Below are 13,816 nucleotides of genomic sequence, written 5' to 3'. Positions count from 1 at the left end.
GGGTTTGTCTCCGGGCCCGCGGACGGGGTAGGCTTGACCCTCGGTGCGCCGCGTCGGCGTGTAATCGGGGTGTGTCACTCCGCTCCCGGGCCCGGATCAGCATCCGACCCCCACCATGAACTGCAGGAAGTGAGTTGAACGTGTACGCGATCGTCCGCGCTGGCGGCCGTCAGGAGAAGGTTTCCGTCGGCGACGTCCTCATCATCGACAAGGTGAGCGGGCAGGCCGGCGACGCCGTCGAGCTCACTCCGCTGATGGTCGTTGACGGCACCACCGTCACGACCGATGGTGACGCCCTGGCCAAGGTCAAGGTCTCCGCCGAGGTGGTCAAGGCCGCCAAGGGTCCCAAGATCGTCATCCAGAAATACAAGAACAAGACTGGCTACAAGAAGCGCCAGGGCCACCGCCAGCCGCTGACCCAGGTCAAGATCACCGCGATCGACGCCTGAGCGTCGGGCACGACTTTCCTTCAGGAGGATTGACAGATGGCAACCAAGAAGGGTGCGTCCTCGACCAAGAACGGTCGCGACTCGAACGCACAACGGCTAGGCGTCAAGCGCTTCGGCGGTCAGGTCGTCAGCGCCGGCGAGATCCTCGTCCGGCAGCGCGGCACCCACTTCCACCCAGGTGTGGGCGTGGGCCGCGGCAAGGACGACACCCTGTTCGCGCTCAACGCGGGCGTGGTGGAGTACGGCGCGAAGGGTGGCCGCAAGGTCATCAACATCGTGGCCGCCCAGGCCAGCGAGACCCAGACCGTGGGCCAGCCCGCCTGAGGCGAGCACACGACATACTCCGGACGCCGGTGCGTTGCCTGAGGGCAACCACCGGCGTTCTGTCTTTCCAGCACCCGGGGCTCCGCCCCTGAGAGGATCAGGCCATGGCCACCTTTGTTGACCGCGTCATCCTGCACCTGTCCGCAGGCAACGGCGGGCACGGTGTGGCATCGATCCACCGCGAGAAGTTCAAGCCGCTCGGCGGCCCCGACGGGGGCAACGGCGGGCGCGGCGGCGACGTCATCCTGCGGGTCGACCCGCAGATCACCACGCTGCTCGACTACCACCACGGACCGCACCGCACGGCTCCCAGCGGCAGGCAGGGGGAGGGCGGCGAGCGCAACGGCGCCCAGGGCTCGGACCTGGTCCTGGCGGTGCCGGAGGGCACGGTGGTCACCAACCGCGACGGTGACGTGCTCGCCGACCTGGTCGGCGCCGGGACGGAGTATGTCGCAGCGCGAGGTGGCCGAGGCGGCCTGGGCAACAAGGCGCTGGCCAGCAAGCGGCGCAAGGCGCCGGGTTTTGCCCTCAAGGGCGAGCCGGGTGAGTCGCGCGAGGTCGTCCTCGAGCTCAAGACACTGGCCGACGTCGCCCTGATCGGGTTCCCGTCCGCGGGCAAGTCCAGCCTGGTCTCGGTGCTCTCGGCGGCCCGACCCAAGATCGCCGACTATCCGTTCACGACCCTGGTGCCCAACCTGGGTGTCGTCACGGCCGGTGGTCAGCGTTTCACCGTGGCCGACGTCCCGGGCTTGATCCCCGGTGCCTCCGAGGGCAAGGGTCTGGGCCTGCGGTTCCTGCGGCACGTCGAACGGTGCCACGTGCTGGTCCACGTCATCGACTGCGCGACCCTGGAGCCTGGTCGCGACCCGCTGACGGATCTGGATGTCATCGAGCACGAGCTGGCCGAGTATGTCCCGGACTCCTCACTTGGTGGCATGCCGCTGGCAGACCGGGTGCGCATAGTGGTGCTCAACAAGGCCGACGTGCCGGAGGCCCGTGACCTGGCCGAGATGGTCAAGCCTGAGCTGGAGGCCCGTGGCCTGGAGGTGCACATCATCTCGGCGGTGGCCCACACGGGTCTGAAGGAGCTGACCTTCGCGCTCGCGGCGGCAGTGTCCAAGGCGCGCGCCGAGCACACCGTCATCGAGCCGGCCAGGGTCGTGGTCCGACCCAGGGCCATCGACGACTCCGAGTTCCACGTGCGCCGGGAGAACACCGCCGACGGCGAGGTCTTCCGAGTGATCGGGGACCGGCCCACCCGGTGGGTGCGCCAGACCGACTTCGGCAACGACGAGGCCGTCGGCTATCTGGCGGAGCGGCTCAACCGCCTCGGTGTGGAGGAGGAGCTCTTCGCCGCGGGGGCGGTCGCAGGGTCAACCGTCCTGATCGGCCCCGAGGACGACGCGGTCGTCTTTGACTGGCAGCCGACGATCTCAGCAGGCGCTGAGCTGCTGGGGCAGCGCGGCACCGACATCAGGCTCGAGGACCGGCACCGGCCCACCCGCCACGAGAAGCGTGATGCCTTCCACGGCAAGATGGATGCCGCCGCGCAGGCGCGGGCCGAGCTCGACCAGGACCGTCGGGCCGGCATCTGGACCGACCGCGACGACCTGGCCGACAAAGACGGCTGAGGGCGGGAGCCCCTCGTCAAGGGCGGTCGGTCGCGCATCGACGCGGGCGGATGGTGGTGCATGAACATACGGCAGGATGGAATAGTATTCGGTCATGGCAGAGCCTCGGGATGTGATCAGGGATGCGCGGCGCGTGGTCGTCAAGATCGGCTCATCCTCGATCACGGCACCCCGCGGCGGCGTCGACCTCTATCAGCTCCAGGCACTGACCGCGGTCGTCGCCAAACGCTGGCTGGCCGGTGCCCAGGTGCTGCTCGTCTCCTCCGGGGCCATCGCCGCTGGCATGACGCCCCTCGGGCTGACCAAGCGGCCCAAGGACCTGGCGACCCAGCAGGCAGCCGCCAGTGCCGGGCAGGGGGGCCTTGTCGCGGCCTACACCACCGCCTTCCAGCTGCACGGGCTCAACACTGGCCAGGTGCTGCTGACCGCCGATGACCTGCACCGCCGCTCGCACTACGTCAACGCCAGCCGCACGCTGGAGAAGCTGCTCGAGCTGGAGATCGTGCCGGTCATCAACGAGAACGACACGGTGGCCACGGACGAGATCCGGTTCGGCGACAACGACCGGTTGGCTGCGCTGGTGGCGCACCTGGTCGACGCCGACGCCCTGATCCTGCTCACCGATGTCGATGCCCTGTATGACGGACACCCGCGTCTGCCGGGCTCCTCCCGCATCCCGGTGGTCACCTCGATGGATCAGATCGCCGGGGTCGACATCTCGGCGACCGGGTCGGCCGTCGGCACGGGCGGCATGGTGACCAAGGTCGCCGCGGCCCAGCTGGCGACGGCGGAGGGGATCAACGTGCTGCTGACGTCGGCGCAGCAGGCGGCCCAGGCGCTGGCCGGTGACGACGTGGGCACCCTGTTCACGCCGACGGGTCGCAAGCGGCGAGCGCGCAGCAGGTGGCTGGCGCACGCGAGCAACGTGGCCGGGCGGCTGGTGCTCGACAACGGGGCGGTCGAGGCCGTGGTGCAGCGGCAGACGTCCCTGTTGCCGGTGGGCGTCACGCGCGTCGAAGGGGTCTTCCACACCGGTGACACTGTGGACCTGTGCGACCCCGACGGACGTGTCGTGGCGCGCGGGTTGGTCGGCTATGACTCGGTCGACCTGATCCCGCTGGTCGGCCGCCGCCTGGACGGTGCCACCTCCACCGCCCGCAGCCGCAACGCGACGCCCCCGGCCCGCACCGTGATCCGTCGCGACGACCTGGTCGTGTTCTAGATGGCGGCCTTCCAGATCACCCCAAGCATACAGACAAGCCGTTTCAAACCACCCCGACAACTGGCAGGAGACACGCCATGACTGAGGCCATCGACCCCCAGGTCGTGGACTATGTCCACGACATCGCGCGCCGGGCCCGGGTGGCCTCGCGCGAGCTCGCGCTGCTCAACCGCGGACAGAAGGACGCCGCGCTGCTCGCGCTCGCGGACGCGCTTGAGGCCGGTGCCGCCGATGTGGTGGCAGCCAACGCCGAGGATCTGCAGCGCGGCCGGGACAAGGGGATGGCCGAGGGTCTGCTGGACCGGCTCGCCCTGACCCCCGAGCGGGTGCAGGCCGTGGCGCAGGCCCTGCGCGACGTCGCCGCCCTGCCTGACCCGGTCGGTGAGGTCGTGCGTGGCTCCACGCTGGCCAATGGCCTGACCCTGCGCCAGGTCCGGGTCCCGATGGGCGTGGTCGGCATGATCTATGAGGCCCGGCCCAACGTGACGGTTGACGCTGCCGGGCTCGGGCTCAAGAGCGGCAACGCCGTCATCCTGCGCGGAGGCTCAGCTGCAGCCAGCACCAACGAGGCACTGGTCAACATCCTTCGCGACGCGCTGACCCACCAGGGCCTGCCCGCCGACGCGGTCAACCTGCTCACCGAGGGCGGGCACGATGCCGGCCGCGCGCTGATGACCGCCCGCGGTCTCGTCGACCTGGTGATCCCGCGCGGCGGGGCCAACCTGATCCAGACGGTCGTGACCGAGTCGACGGTCCCGGTCATCGAGACGGGCATCGGCAACTGCCACGTCTATGTCGACGCCGGCGCAGACCTGACCAAGGCCGCCGCGATCACGATCAACTCCAAGACTCACCGCCCGAGCGTCTGCAACGCCGCCGAGTCGCTGCTGGTGCACCGCGCCGTCGCCGCAGACTTCCTGCCCAAGGTGCTGGCCGAGCTGGCCGGAGAGGGTGTGGTCCTGCACACCGACGAGCAGGCGGGGGAGCTTGCCGCCACGGCCGGGGTCGCCCATGACACGGCCACGGACGAGCACTTCGCGACAGAGTTCCACGCGCTGGAGATGAGCGTGGCGGTCGTCGACGACCTGGACGCGGCGCTGCAGCACGTGCACCGCTACACCTCGGGGCACACCGAAGCCATCGTCACCGAGGACCGCGCAGCGGCCCGGCGCTGGGTCAACGAGGTGGACGCGGCCGCCGTCATGGTCAACGCCTCGACGCGCTTCACCGACGGTGGCGAGTTCGGTTTCGGCGCCGAGATCGGCATCTCCACCCAGAAGCTGCACGCCCGTGGCCCGATGGCCCTGCCCGAGCTGACCACGACCAAGTGGGTCGTCGAGGGCGACGGTCAGATCCGCTGAGCGTCTCGCGGTGCGAGTGGGCAAGGGCTTTCACTCGCCTGGTCGTCCCCTCGCCTGGTCGTCCCCTCGCCTGGTCGTCCCCTCGCCTGGTCGTCCCCTCGCCTGGTCGTCTTGGAGCCTCCTCGGCGTCTGACAGCCTGTTGCAGCAGGCTCCAAGAACCCGAACGGGCTGTCAGACGACGGTGTGCCTCCGGCGTCAGGTCGGCTCCTCGCCCTCGAAGCCGATCAGCCAGAGCAGTCCGAATCGGTCGATGACCCGTCCGTCGCTGGCACCCCACGGCCTGCGCTGCAGGTCGTCGACGACCTCACCGCCCTCGGACAGCGCCGTGAACCACTCACGCAGGGTCGCTGGGTCGGCCGTGCCCAGCAGCGAGAGCATCATCCCCTCGCTGCGGAACGCGGGCTGGTCCCCGGTGGCGTCGGCCACGCACAGGGCGACCGGCCCGCCGCCCAGCTGGCCGTGGGCGATCGCGTCCGGCGGCCCGTCGGTCCGGTTGAACTCCTCGAGGGTGTGGGCCACGACGTCGCCGCCGAACACCCCGGCGTAGAAGTCCAGTGCCTCACGGGCAGTGCCGGGCAGGTGCAGGTATGGCGTGGGTGCAGTAGTCACCAGGTGACGGTATGCCTGTTGGTCGCCTCGCGCGCGGCAACCGCGCCGCACTGCGGTCGATGTCCTGCCCGCCGCACGCCGCTGGGGGTGACAGGATGCCACCCATGGAGGGCGCCGAGATCCGCAAGCTGGTCCTGCTCGAGGACGAGCACTGGTGGTATCGCGAGAGACGCCACCTGCTGCGCCGCCGCGTCCGCGACCTCGCCCCAGGCCAGGCGCTGGACATCGGCGCTGCCGGCGGGGGCAACACCCGCGTGCTCGAGTCGCTCGGCTGGGACGTGCTCGCGCTGGAGTTCAGCGAGGAGGGGGCGCAGGTCGCTCGCGAGCGGGGACTGCAGGTCATCCGCGCTGACGCTCAGCGCCTCCCTGTCGAGGACGCGTCGCTCGACCTGGTGACCGCCCTCGACGTGCTCGAGCACCTGCCGGATCACGAGCGCGCAGCAGCCGAGATCCACCGGGTGCTGCGTCCGGGCGGTGTCCTGGTGGCGGCCGTCCCGGTCGACCAGCGGCTGTGGTCCGAGCACGACGTGGCGGTCGGGCACGAGCGGCGCTACGAGCCCCGCGAGTTCCTGGCGCTCCTGCAGAGTGCGGGTCTGGAGATCCTCGAGGCGCGCTCCTGGATGGTGCTCCTGCGGCCGGCCGTCGCCTGGCGCCGGCGCTCCTCCAGCGGCAGCGACCTGGACGAGCCGCACCCGCTCGTCAACGCGGCGCTGACCGGAGTCGTCCGGCTGGAGCGGGTCCTTCCGGTCAGTCGTGCGCCCGGTGTGTCGGTGTTTGTGACGGCCCGTCGGCCGCACTGAGGCGGGTGCCGCCCGAGCATTGCACGCGTCAGGATCCGCTCCTAGACTTCGCCAGTGGCCTCCGGTCGTTCTCGACGCACCATGGCAGCCACTGTCCTGGGGGCTGTGGGTGCGTCATTGTGCAGCGGGCTGGTGGCCTGTTGGGCGCTCCTGGCGGTGCACGGGGATGGTCCGGCGCCCGTGTCCTTTGAGAGCAGTGCGCCTCTTCCGGCTGCGCCGGGTGCACCAGGTGATGCCCAGGACGGACTGGTCCTGGTCGTCGCCCCCCACCCGGACGACGAGCTGACGGCATGGGCGGCACTGGCGGACACCGGTGCGGACAGCTACGCCGTCTTCCTGACGCTGACCCGTGGCGAATCCACCCGTGCCTGCCGTGAGGTTCAGGGCCAGGTCCAGCACGAGCACGGCGAGCGGGCACCGCGTCCGTCGCCCGTCGGCATCGGTCACCCGACCTGCGGCCATGCTCGCCTCTACTCGTGGTGGACCTTTCTCGAGGCGGCGGGACGTGACTTCCCGGCGGCTCGGACCGGACCGGCCGCACACGTCGTGCTCGACAACGGTCCGGGCGGACGCCAGGCTGACGTCTGGGTCGGTGAGACGGGGGCGCGGATCGCGCTCACGCTGCCCGACGGTGCCGTCGGCGTCGGCGATGCGACGAGCGCCGTGACGCAGGTGCTTGACCTGCGCGGTGACCTGCTGCCTGACCTGCCGGTGACCCGGATCGTCTCGGCGACCTATTGGAACGACTCGAACGCGCACGGCAACCGGACCACCTCGAGCGGCGACTGCCGCGAGGCCTCGGACTGCCCGGGGCTAGCCGAGGCCTATGAGTACGAGCATGCGGACCACCGGCGCACGGCGGAGGCGATGGTGTGGGTCGCTGCTGAGTCATCGGCCGAGACCTGGATCGTCCTGCCGCCTGCCGCCGGCACCAGCGCCGCGGACTGGCTCGGTGCTCCTCCGACCGCCACCATCAGGGCGGCTGCCCTGGCTGCCCCGGACTACGAGCAGCTCGTCGAGCTCCTGCACCAGAGCTATGGCTGGTTGTCCTACCCCGATCCGATCTGGATCACCGGCGAACGGGCCACGGCAGCTTCAGGTGTGCTCTTCGCCCGGCAGCACGACTACCTCGTCCTGCCGGGACGCGTGCCGTGAGCGCCGGGGTGCCGACCGCCCTGGCAGGCGAGATCCGGCCCGCATTGCCTGCGTCCCGGCAGCGGCTGACCTCGCTCGACTGGGCTCGCGGGGTCATGGTGCTGCTCAACCTGGTCGTGATCTCGGTCCTGCCGCCGTCGCCTCGCCAGCTGAGGCACGCTGACTGGCTCGGCGTCACGGTCTTTGACATCGTCTTCCCGCTCTTTGTGTGCCTGAGCGGTTGCGGTCTGGCCTTCGCCTACTCGCGCCGCGTCAGTGCCTGGGTCACGGCCCGGCGCGTCAGCGTGCTCCTCGTGGCCGGGCTGCTCTACAACAGCGTCTTCCTCCTGGGCGACGGCAGTCTGGCCACCCTCAGGGTCACCGGGCCGCTGCAGGTGTATGCCGTGCTGGTCCTGGTGATCGCGCTGGCCCACGTGGTCCTGCGCACGCTTCGGGACTGGATCGTCGTCACGGTGGTCGCGTGTCTCACCTGGGCCGGCCTCTTCTGGGCCGGTCATCAGGTGCTGGCCGGTGGGACGCCGACCCGCGACGCAAACCTGTCCCGGGCGGTGGACCTCAGGTTGCTGCCCGCAGACCAGCTCTATCGGCAGGGCGAGCTCGGTCACGACCCGGAGGGGCTGATCGTGATCACGGGTGCCCTCGTGACCATGCTGGTCGGCGTCGTGGCCGGCAAGCTGCTCCTGCGCCGCGGCGTCGACACCGTGCGCATGCTCGTGGACCTGTCGGTCTGGACCGTGAGCGTGCTGCTGCTGGGGCTGGCCACGATGGTGTTCATCGAGCCGTTCAAGCGGCTCTGGACTCCGAGCTTCGCGCTCCTGACGGCCGTGGTGGCGCTGATGCTGCTGGTCCTGGGCTTCCTGCTGCACGACCAGCCACAGGGTCCGCGCTGGTGGCTGTCGGTGCGCGACGCGGCCGCGCAGCCGTTCGTGGCGATGGGGCGCAACGCCCTGGTCCTCTATTTCGGCTCCCATTTGTCCCTGATCGCCCTGAGCTCCTTCCCCGGGGAGACACAGCTGCTGGCCATGTTCTCCTGGGCGTGGGGCTCTCCACGGACCGCCTTTGCGGTGGTCTTCGTGCTCGGGTGGTTCGCGCTGGCCTGGGCACTGCACCGCAAGCGGATCTATATCCACGCCTGAGTCCAGCGCGACGAGGGCCTCGCAGCCAGGGCCGCGCTGTCGATCGTTCAGTCGCGGTGCTGCGGCGCCGGCTGAGCCGGCTCCTCGGCCGCGCTGAGCGAGTCGTAGGCCACGTAGTAGGTGGGCCGTCGCTGCAGGGTGGAGTAGATGCGCCCGACATACTCGCCCAGGATGCCGAGGCAGAGCAACTGCACGGCTCCCACGCTGGCCACGATCACCACGGTCGAGGTCCAGCCGGCCACCGTGATGTTTGTCAGTTTTGCGACGAGCGCATAGAGCAGCAGGCCGACGGCGGCCAGGAAGCCGCCGAGGCCGAACCAGGTGGCCAGCCGCAGGGGAGCCAGGGAGAAGCCGGTGAGGCTGTCGACGGACAGTCGGATCATCTTGCCGATCGGATACTTCGAGCCGCCCGCGGCCCGCGCCTCGCGGCGATACCCTACGCTCGCAGAGGGGAACCCGAGCGAGGGGATCACCAGGCGCAGGACGCGGTGGTGCTCGGGCAGCGCGTTGACGGCATCCACGGTGGCACGCGACATCAGCCGGAAGTCGCCGGCGTTGGTGGGCAGGTCCGTCGCCCCGGCGGCTCGCATGCCGGCATAGAAGCCCTTGGCGCTGACCCGCTTGAAGACCGAGTCGGTGCGCCGGTCCGTCCGGATGCCGTAGACCACGTCGACGCCGCCGGTGCGCGCGGCCGCCATCATCTCGGCGATCACCTCGGGCGGGTCCTGCAGGTCGGCGTCGAGGGTGACCACCCAGTCACCGCGCGCCGCGGACAGCCCCGCGGAGATCGCGGCCTGGTGTCCAGCGTTGGCGCGCAGCCGCAGCACGCGCAGCTCGGGCCATTCCCGACGGAACCGCTGGAGCAGCACCGGCGTCTGGTCACGGGAGCCGTCGTCCACCGCCACCACCTCGTAGGAGGCGTCCACGCCGTCCAGCACGGGGCGCAGGCGCTCCACCAACAGGGGGAGGACCTGCTCCTCGTCATACATCGGGATGACGACAGACAGCTCCGGGTGCATGGGGCAACTCTAGGCGGCACGGTAGTCTGCTCCCTATGACGCACGTGTTTCTGCAGGCTGGCGAGGTCGTCCACCACGGCAAGGACCTGCCGTTCAACCCGTTTTGGTATGGCGTGATCGCCCTGGTGATCTTCCTGGCGCTGCTGGGACTGCTCTGGTCCTTCCGCAACACCCTGGCGATGGACCCGGTGGCCCACCACCACGATGACGTCGACGCCGGCACCCCCGCCGGGCGTGCGGGCAGCCACCACTGATGCGCCTGGGCGTGATGGGTGGCACCTTCGACCCCATCCACCACGGCCACCTGGTGGCCGCCAGCGAGGCGGCCGCCCTCCTCGATCTCGATGAGGTCGTCTTCGTGCCCACGGGCCAGCCCTACCGCAAGGACGACCGCCGGGTCAGTGAGGCTGAGCACCGTTATCTGATGACGGTCATCGCCACCGCCTCCAACCCCAGCTTCACCGTCTCGCGCGTCGACGTCGACCGCGACGGTCCGACCTACACCTATGACACGCTTGTCGACCTGGACGCGCAACGTCCCGACGACGACCTCTTCTTCATCACCGGCGCCGACGCACTGGCGCAGATCCTGTCCTGGAAGGACGCGGAGAAGCTGTTTGACCTGGCACACTTCGTCGGCGTCACCCGCCCCGGCCATGCCCTGAGCGACGCCGGGCTGCCCGAGGACCGGGTGACCCTGCTCAACGTGCCGGCGATGGCGATCAGCTCCACCGACTGTCGCCAGCGCACCCGATCCGGCCAGCCGGTCTGGTATCTCGTGCCCGATGGCGTCGTGCAGTACATCGGCAAGTACGACCTCTACAAGGAGCAGTGAGTGGCAGCGACAACCCGTGCCCTGGACCTCGCCCGCGCCGCCGCCCATGCGGCCCAGGACAAGCTCGCCGAGGACGTCGTCGGACTCGACGTCACCGGGCAGCTGGCCCTGACCGACGTCTTCGTGATCGCGTCGGCCCCCAACGAGCGGCAGGTGAGCTCGATCGTCGACGCGGTCGAGGAGCGGCTGCTCGAGCTGGGCGCCAAGACGCTGCGCCGCGAGGGCCAGCGTGAGGGGCGCTGGGTGCTGCTGGACTTCGGCGACATCGTCGTCCACGTGATGCACACCGAGGACCGCGAGTTCTATGACCTCGAGCGGTTGTGGAAGGACTGCCCGGTCATCACCCTGCCCGAGGCCTGAGTGCGACGCCTGATCGTCTGGCGGCACGGGGAGACCAAGCACAACGCCGGGGGAGTGTGGCAGGGCCAGCTCGACACCGACCTGTCCGAGCGCGGGGTGGAGCAGGCGCGTGCGTCAGCGCTCGCCCTCGCCGAGCTCGGCCCCACCCGCATCGTCAGCTCCGACCTGCGCCGTGCCGCGCACACCGCGGCCGAGTTGGGTGCCGTGACCGGACTGCCGGTGGCGTATGACGAGCGCTTCCGGGAGATCCACGTCGGCACCTGGCAGGGGATGAGTCAGGGCGACGTCGCCGAGCGCTATCCCGACGCCGTGGCCGCGCTCGCGCGCGGCGAGGATCTCGTGCGGGGCGAGCACGGGGAGTCCGTGGCCCATGTGGCGCTCCGGGTTGCCGCCGCAGCCGAGGAGCTGCTGTCCGACCTGCCTGACGACGGCACCCTGGTGGTGGTCACCCATGGCGTGGCCGGCCGCAGTCTGGTCGCCTCGCAGATCGGCCTGCCGCAGCACGACGCGTGGTTGTCACTGGGGGGCCTGCGCAACTGCCACTGGGCCGAGCTGGCCCAGCACCGCACGGGTTGGCGGATGCTCTCCTGGAACGTCGGGGTCACCGAGTCGGTGCTCTCCACCAGTGACCGCTGAACGGCGTCTGACCAGCGCGCGCGATTTGGTGGAACCGGGTGCGGTGTGGGTAAACTCTCCTGGTTCCGTAAGGGGCTGTGGCGCAGCTGGTAGCGCACCTCCATGGCATGGAGGGGGTCAGGGGTTCGAGTCCCCTCAGCTCCACCGCACGGTGACGAAGGACCCGGGTCTGTCGACCCGGGTCCTTCGTGTTTTCCCTGGTCAGAGATGGAGGACCGCCCGGGCGATGAGGAAATAGACGACCAGCCCCGTCGCGTCGGTGAACGTGGAGATGAAGGGGTTGGAGAAGACGGCCGGGTCGGCCCGCAGCTTCTGCGCGATGATCGGCATCGCCCCACCCACCGTCGCGGCGATCGTGCACACCGACAACAGGGTCAGACCGATGACCAGACCGATCTGCGGGCCATAGATCACGCCGGCGATCAGGAACGCCAGGGAGCCCAGCACGGCACCCAGGAGTGCGCCGACCCGTGCCTCCCGCAGCAGCACCCGGGAGATGTCTCGCGGTGTGACATCACCCAGCGCCAGGGCCCGCGTGATGGTGGTCGCTGCCTGGTTGCCGGTGTTGCCGCCGGTGCCGGTGAGCAGGGGGATGAACAGCGCGAGGACGACCACCTCGGTCAGCGTGGCCTCAAAGATCTCCAGCACCTGGACGGTCAGCGCGGCCGAGACGGCCAGCACCAGCAACCAGACGATCCTGGAGCGGACCAGGTCGCCCACTGCCGTCGACAGATAGGGCCGGCGCAGGGCCTCGGTGCCGCCCTGGCGGGCGACGTCCTGCGAGTCTGCCTCCTCGGTGATCGCCAGGGCGTCGTCGACCGTGACGATGCCCACGAGGCGGCGGTCCGCGTCGACGATGGGCATCCCCAGCAGCTTGCGGTCCAGGAACCGCCGGGCGGTGCGTTCGGCGTCCTCAGTGACGACACCGGACTCCGCCGGGCGCATGACGTCTGCGACGGGCGTCTCGGGAGCCGTGGCCAGCAGCCTCCGCAGCCCCAGGACGCCGACGAGGACACCGCTCTCGTCCACAACCGGCAGGGTGTAGACCGTCTCGGCGTCATGGAGTCGCAGGCGGACCCGGCCGAGGGCCTGGTCCACCGTGTCCGTGACGGGCACCGAGACCACCTCGGGCGACATCCGCCGGCCGATGGACTGGCGGGGAGAGCCGAGCACCAAGGAGGTGAGGCCACGCTCGCGAGGGTCAAGCTGGGCCAGGAAGTGCTCGGCCAGGTCGGGGGAGAGCTCGTCCAGCAGGCTGACCCGGTCGTCGGGGTCCATGGCGACGAAGAGGTCGGTGGCCGCGTCCTCGCCCAGGGTGTCGACCAGGACGGCCTGGTGCGCGGCGTCAAGAGCCTCGAAGACGGCTAGCGCGCGTCTCTCGTCAAGCGTCTGGAGGAGCACGCAGGCCCGGGCTGCCGACAGTCGCTCGACCAGGCCGACGATCTCACCATCGCTGAGACCGGCGGCGAGCTGGGCTGCCTCCTGGAGGGCGGCCGGTGTCATCTCGCCACCGAGCAGGTCGGCAAGCGTGTCCACGGACATGGGAGCTCCTTGGGTCGATGGGTCGGGCACCCGACCCGACCCATCGTCTCCCACCCCGCACACCGAGCCCCCGCAAACACGGCCGGGGCCGGGGTCAGGGCCGGGGTCGGGGTCGGGGCCTTCAGCCTGGCCAGACCTCCGAGCTGCCCCGGCGGTGCGAGCCCACCAGGTGGGTGTCGACGATCCCGACGGCCTCCATCAGGGCGAACATGGTGGTGGGTCCGACGAAGGAGAAGCCCTCGCGGCGCAGGGTCTTGGCCAGCGTCACCGACTCTGGCGAGGTCGTCGGGATCTCGTGCAGGTGGCGCGGGGCCGGCGTGTGGTCCGGCTGGAACGACCAGATGAGGGCGACCAGTCCACCTCGCTCGCGCAGCCGCACGGTCGCGGCCGCGTTGCCGACCGTGGCCCGGATCTTGGCCAGGTTGCGCACGATCCCCGCGTCGGCCATCAACCGGTCCACGTCGGCGGCTCCGTAGCCAGCCACCGCCTCGGGGTCGAAGTTGTCGAACGCAGCCCGGAAGGCCGAGCGCTTGCGCAGGATCGTCGCCCACGAGAGTCCGGACTGGAACGCCTCCAGGCTGAGCCGCTCGAAGAGGCCGCGCTCGTCACGCACCGGCAGGCCCCACTCGGTGTCGTAGTAGTCGCGCAGCAACGGGTCGGTGGCCGCCCACGGCGGCCGGGCCAGACCGTCGTCACCCACGACCACTGCTGTCTCCGGGCTCATCATGGGTCCGAT

The 13,816-nt window shown here is 70.2% G+C and carries 16 protein-coding genes and 1 tRNA gene; 13 read left to right on the top strand and 4 right to left on the bottom strand.

The window, feature by feature from the left end:
* The first annotated feature begins 140 nt into the window (after positions 1-140).
* From rplU to NF557_RS10845, 5 genes are all read left to right on the top strand, one after another.
* The gene (gene rplU, locus NF557_RS10865) at positions 141-449 is read left to right on the top strand and encodes a 50S ribosomal protein L21 (RefSeq protein WP_252624105.1); all 309 of its coding nucleotides are present in this window, start codon (positions 141-143) and stop codon (positions 447-449) included.
* A gap of 36 nt (positions 450-485) precedes the next feature.
* Positions 486-773: a 50S ribosomal protein L27 gene (gene rpmA, locus NF557_RS10860; protein WP_252619299.1), complete on the top strand. Its 288-nt coding sequence runs from the start codon at positions 486-488 to the stop codon at positions 771-773.
* A gap of 104 nt (positions 774-877) precedes the next feature.
* Positions 878-2,404 carry a GTPase ObgE gene (obgE, locus tag NF557_RS10855; RefSeq protein WP_252619297.1) on the top strand — a complete coding sequence of 509 codons (1,527 nt, stop codon included), beginning with the start codon at positions 878-880 and terminating at the stop codon, positions 2,402-2,404.
* Positions 2,405-2,498: 94 nt separating this feature from the next.
* On the top strand, positions 2,499-3,626 hold the full coding sequence (gene proB, locus NF557_RS10850) for a glutamate 5-kinase (RefSeq protein ID WP_252619295.1): 1,128 nt from the start codon (positions 2,499-2,501) through the stop codon (positions 3,624-3,626).
* A 77-nt stretch (positions 3,627-3,703) separates the two neighbouring features.
* Positions 3,704-4,987 carry a glutamate-5-semialdehyde dehydrogenase gene (locus NF557_RS10845; RefSeq protein ID WP_252619293.1) on the top strand — a complete coding sequence of 428 codons (1,284 nt, stop codon included), beginning with the start codon at positions 3,704-3,706 and terminating at the stop codon, positions 4,985-4,987.
* Between the two features lie 196 nt (positions 4,988-5,183).
* On the opposite strand, the gene NF557_RS10840 is transcribed toward NF557_RS10845, so the two are convergent.
* On the bottom strand, positions 5,184-5,600 hold the full coding sequence (locus tag NF557_RS10840; protein ID WP_252624104.1) for a VOC family protein: 417 nt from the start codon (positions 5,598-5,600) through the stop codon (positions 5,184-5,186).
* A 101-nt stretch (positions 5,601-5,701) separates the two neighbouring features.
* Between NF557_RS10840 and NF557_RS10835 the strand changes: the two genes are divergently transcribed.
* The 3 genes from NF557_RS10835 (at position 5,702) to NF557_RS10825 (ending at position 8,688) form a co-directional block, all read left to right on the top strand.
* Positions 5,702-6,397, top strand: coding sequence for a class I SAM-dependent methyltransferase (locus NF557_RS10835; RefSeq protein ID WP_252619291.1), 696 nt, complete (start codon positions 5,702-5,704; stop codon positions 6,395-6,397).
* Positions 6,398-6,577: 180 nt separating this feature from the next.
* Positions 6,578-7,552 (top strand): hypothetical protein, encoded by a 975-nt coding sequence (locus tag NF557_RS10830; RefSeq protein ID WP_252619289.1) that lies wholly within the window; start codon positions 6,578-6,580, stop codon positions 7,550-7,552.
* Positions 7,549-8,688 (top strand): hypothetical protein, encoded by a 1,140-nt coding sequence (locus tag NF557_RS10825; protein ID WP_252619287.1) that lies wholly within the window; start codon positions 7,549-7,551, stop codon positions 8,686-8,688. Before NF557_RS10830 ends, NF557_RS10825 begins: the two co-directional genes overlap by 4 nt.
* Positions 8,689-8,735: 47 nt before the next feature.
* Here the strand turns inward: NF557_RS10825 and NF557_RS10820 are convergent, their stop codons facing one another.
* Positions 8,736-9,707, bottom strand: coding sequence for a glycosyltransferase family 2 protein (locus tag NF557_RS10820; RefSeq protein WP_252619285.1), 972 nt, complete (start codon positions 9,705-9,707; stop codon positions 8,736-8,738).
* Positions 9,708-9,742: 35 nt separating this feature from the next.
* Here NF557_RS10820 and NF557_RS10815 point away from each other — a divergent pair, with 35 nt between their 5' ends.
* The 5 genes from NF557_RS10815 (at position 9,743) to NF557_RS10795 (ending at position 11,682) form a co-directional block, all read left to right on the top strand.
* On the top strand, positions 9,743-9,961 hold the full coding sequence (locus NF557_RS10815) for a hypothetical protein (protein WP_252619283.1): 219 nt from the start codon (positions 9,743-9,745) through the stop codon (positions 9,959-9,961).
* Positions 9,961-10,542 carry a nicotinate-nucleotide adenylyltransferase gene (gene nadD / locus NF557_RS10810; RefSeq protein WP_256842472.1) on the top strand — a complete coding sequence of 194 codons (582 nt, stop codon included), beginning with the start codon at positions 9,961-9,963 and terminating at the stop codon, positions 10,540-10,542. Before NF557_RS10815 ends, nadD begins: the two co-directional genes overlap by 1 nt.
* Entirely contained in the window at positions 10,543-10,902 is a 360-nt protein-coding gene (rsfS, locus tag NF557_RS10805) for a ribosome silencing factor (protein ID WP_252619281.1), read from the top strand.
* Entirely contained in the window at positions 10,903-11,538 is a 636-nt protein-coding gene (locus NF557_RS10800; RefSeq protein WP_252619279.1) for a histidine phosphatase family protein, read from the top strand.
* Positions 11,539-11,609: 71 nt separating this feature from the next.
* Positions 11,610-11,682, top strand: a tRNA-Ala gene (locus tag NF557_RS10795).
* Positions 11,683-11,739: 57 nt separating this feature from the next.
* On the opposite strand, the gene mgtE is transcribed toward NF557_RS10795, so the two are convergent.
* A complete protein-coding gene (mgtE, locus tag NF557_RS10790) occupies positions 11,740-13,080 on the bottom strand; it encodes a magnesium transporter (protein ID WP_252619277.1) in 1,341 nt (446 codons plus the stop codon).
* 121 nt (positions 13,081-13,201) lie between these two features.
* Entirely contained in the window at positions 13,202-13,804 is a 603-nt protein-coding gene (locus NF557_RS10785) for a DNA-3-methyladenine glycosylase I (RefSeq protein WP_252624098.1), read from the bottom strand.
* Positions 13,805-13,816 lie beyond the last annotated feature (12 nt).

Source organism: Ornithinimicrobium cryptoxanthini, from assembly GCF_023923205.1.
Taxonomy (GTDB): domain Bacteria; phylum Actinomycetota; class Actinomycetes; order Actinomycetales; family Dermatophilaceae; genus Ornithinicoccus; species Ornithinicoccus cryptoxanthini.
Note: the sequence above shows the minus strand (reverse complement) of the source record. Positions and strands in the feature narration are given on the sequence as shown.

Coding starts and splice junctions, on each gene's coding strand:
- nadD (WP_256842472.1), top strand. CDS start 9,961: ATGCGCCTGGGCGTGATGGGTGGCACCTTCGACCCCATCCACCACGGC.
- mgtE (WP_252619277.1), bottom strand. CDS start 13,080: ATGTCCGTGGACACGCTTGCCGACCTGCTCGGTGGCGAGATGACACCG.
- NF557_RS10835 (WP_252619291.1), top strand. CDS start 5,702: ATGGAGGGCGCCGAGATCCGCAAGCTGGTCCTGCTCGAGGACGAGCAC.
- NF557_RS10845 (WP_252619293.1), top strand. CDS start 3,704: ATGACTGAGGCCATCGACCCCCAGGTCGTGGACTATGTCCACGACATC.
- NF557_RS10820 (WP_252619285.1), bottom strand. CDS start 9,707: ATGCACCCGGAGCTGTCTGTCGTCATCCCGATGTATGACGAGGAGCAG.
- proB (WP_252619295.1), top strand. CDS start 2,499: ATGGCAGAGCCTCGGGATGTGATCAGGGATGCGCGGCGCGTGGTCGTC.
- rpmA (WP_252619299.1), top strand. CDS start 486: ATGGCAACCAAGAAGGGTGCGTCCTCGACCAAGAACGGTCGCGACTCG.
- NF557_RS10815 (WP_252619283.1), top strand. CDS start 9,743: ATGACGCACGTGTTTCTGCAGGCTGGCGAGGTCGTCCACCACGGCAAG.
- NF557_RS10785 (WP_252624098.1), bottom strand. CDS start 13,804: ATGAGCCCGGAGACAGCAGTGGTCGTGGGTGACGACGGTCTGGCCCGG.
- obgE (WP_252619297.1), top strand. CDS start 878: ATGGCCACCTTTGTTGACCGCGTCATCCTGCACCTGTCCGCAGGCAAC.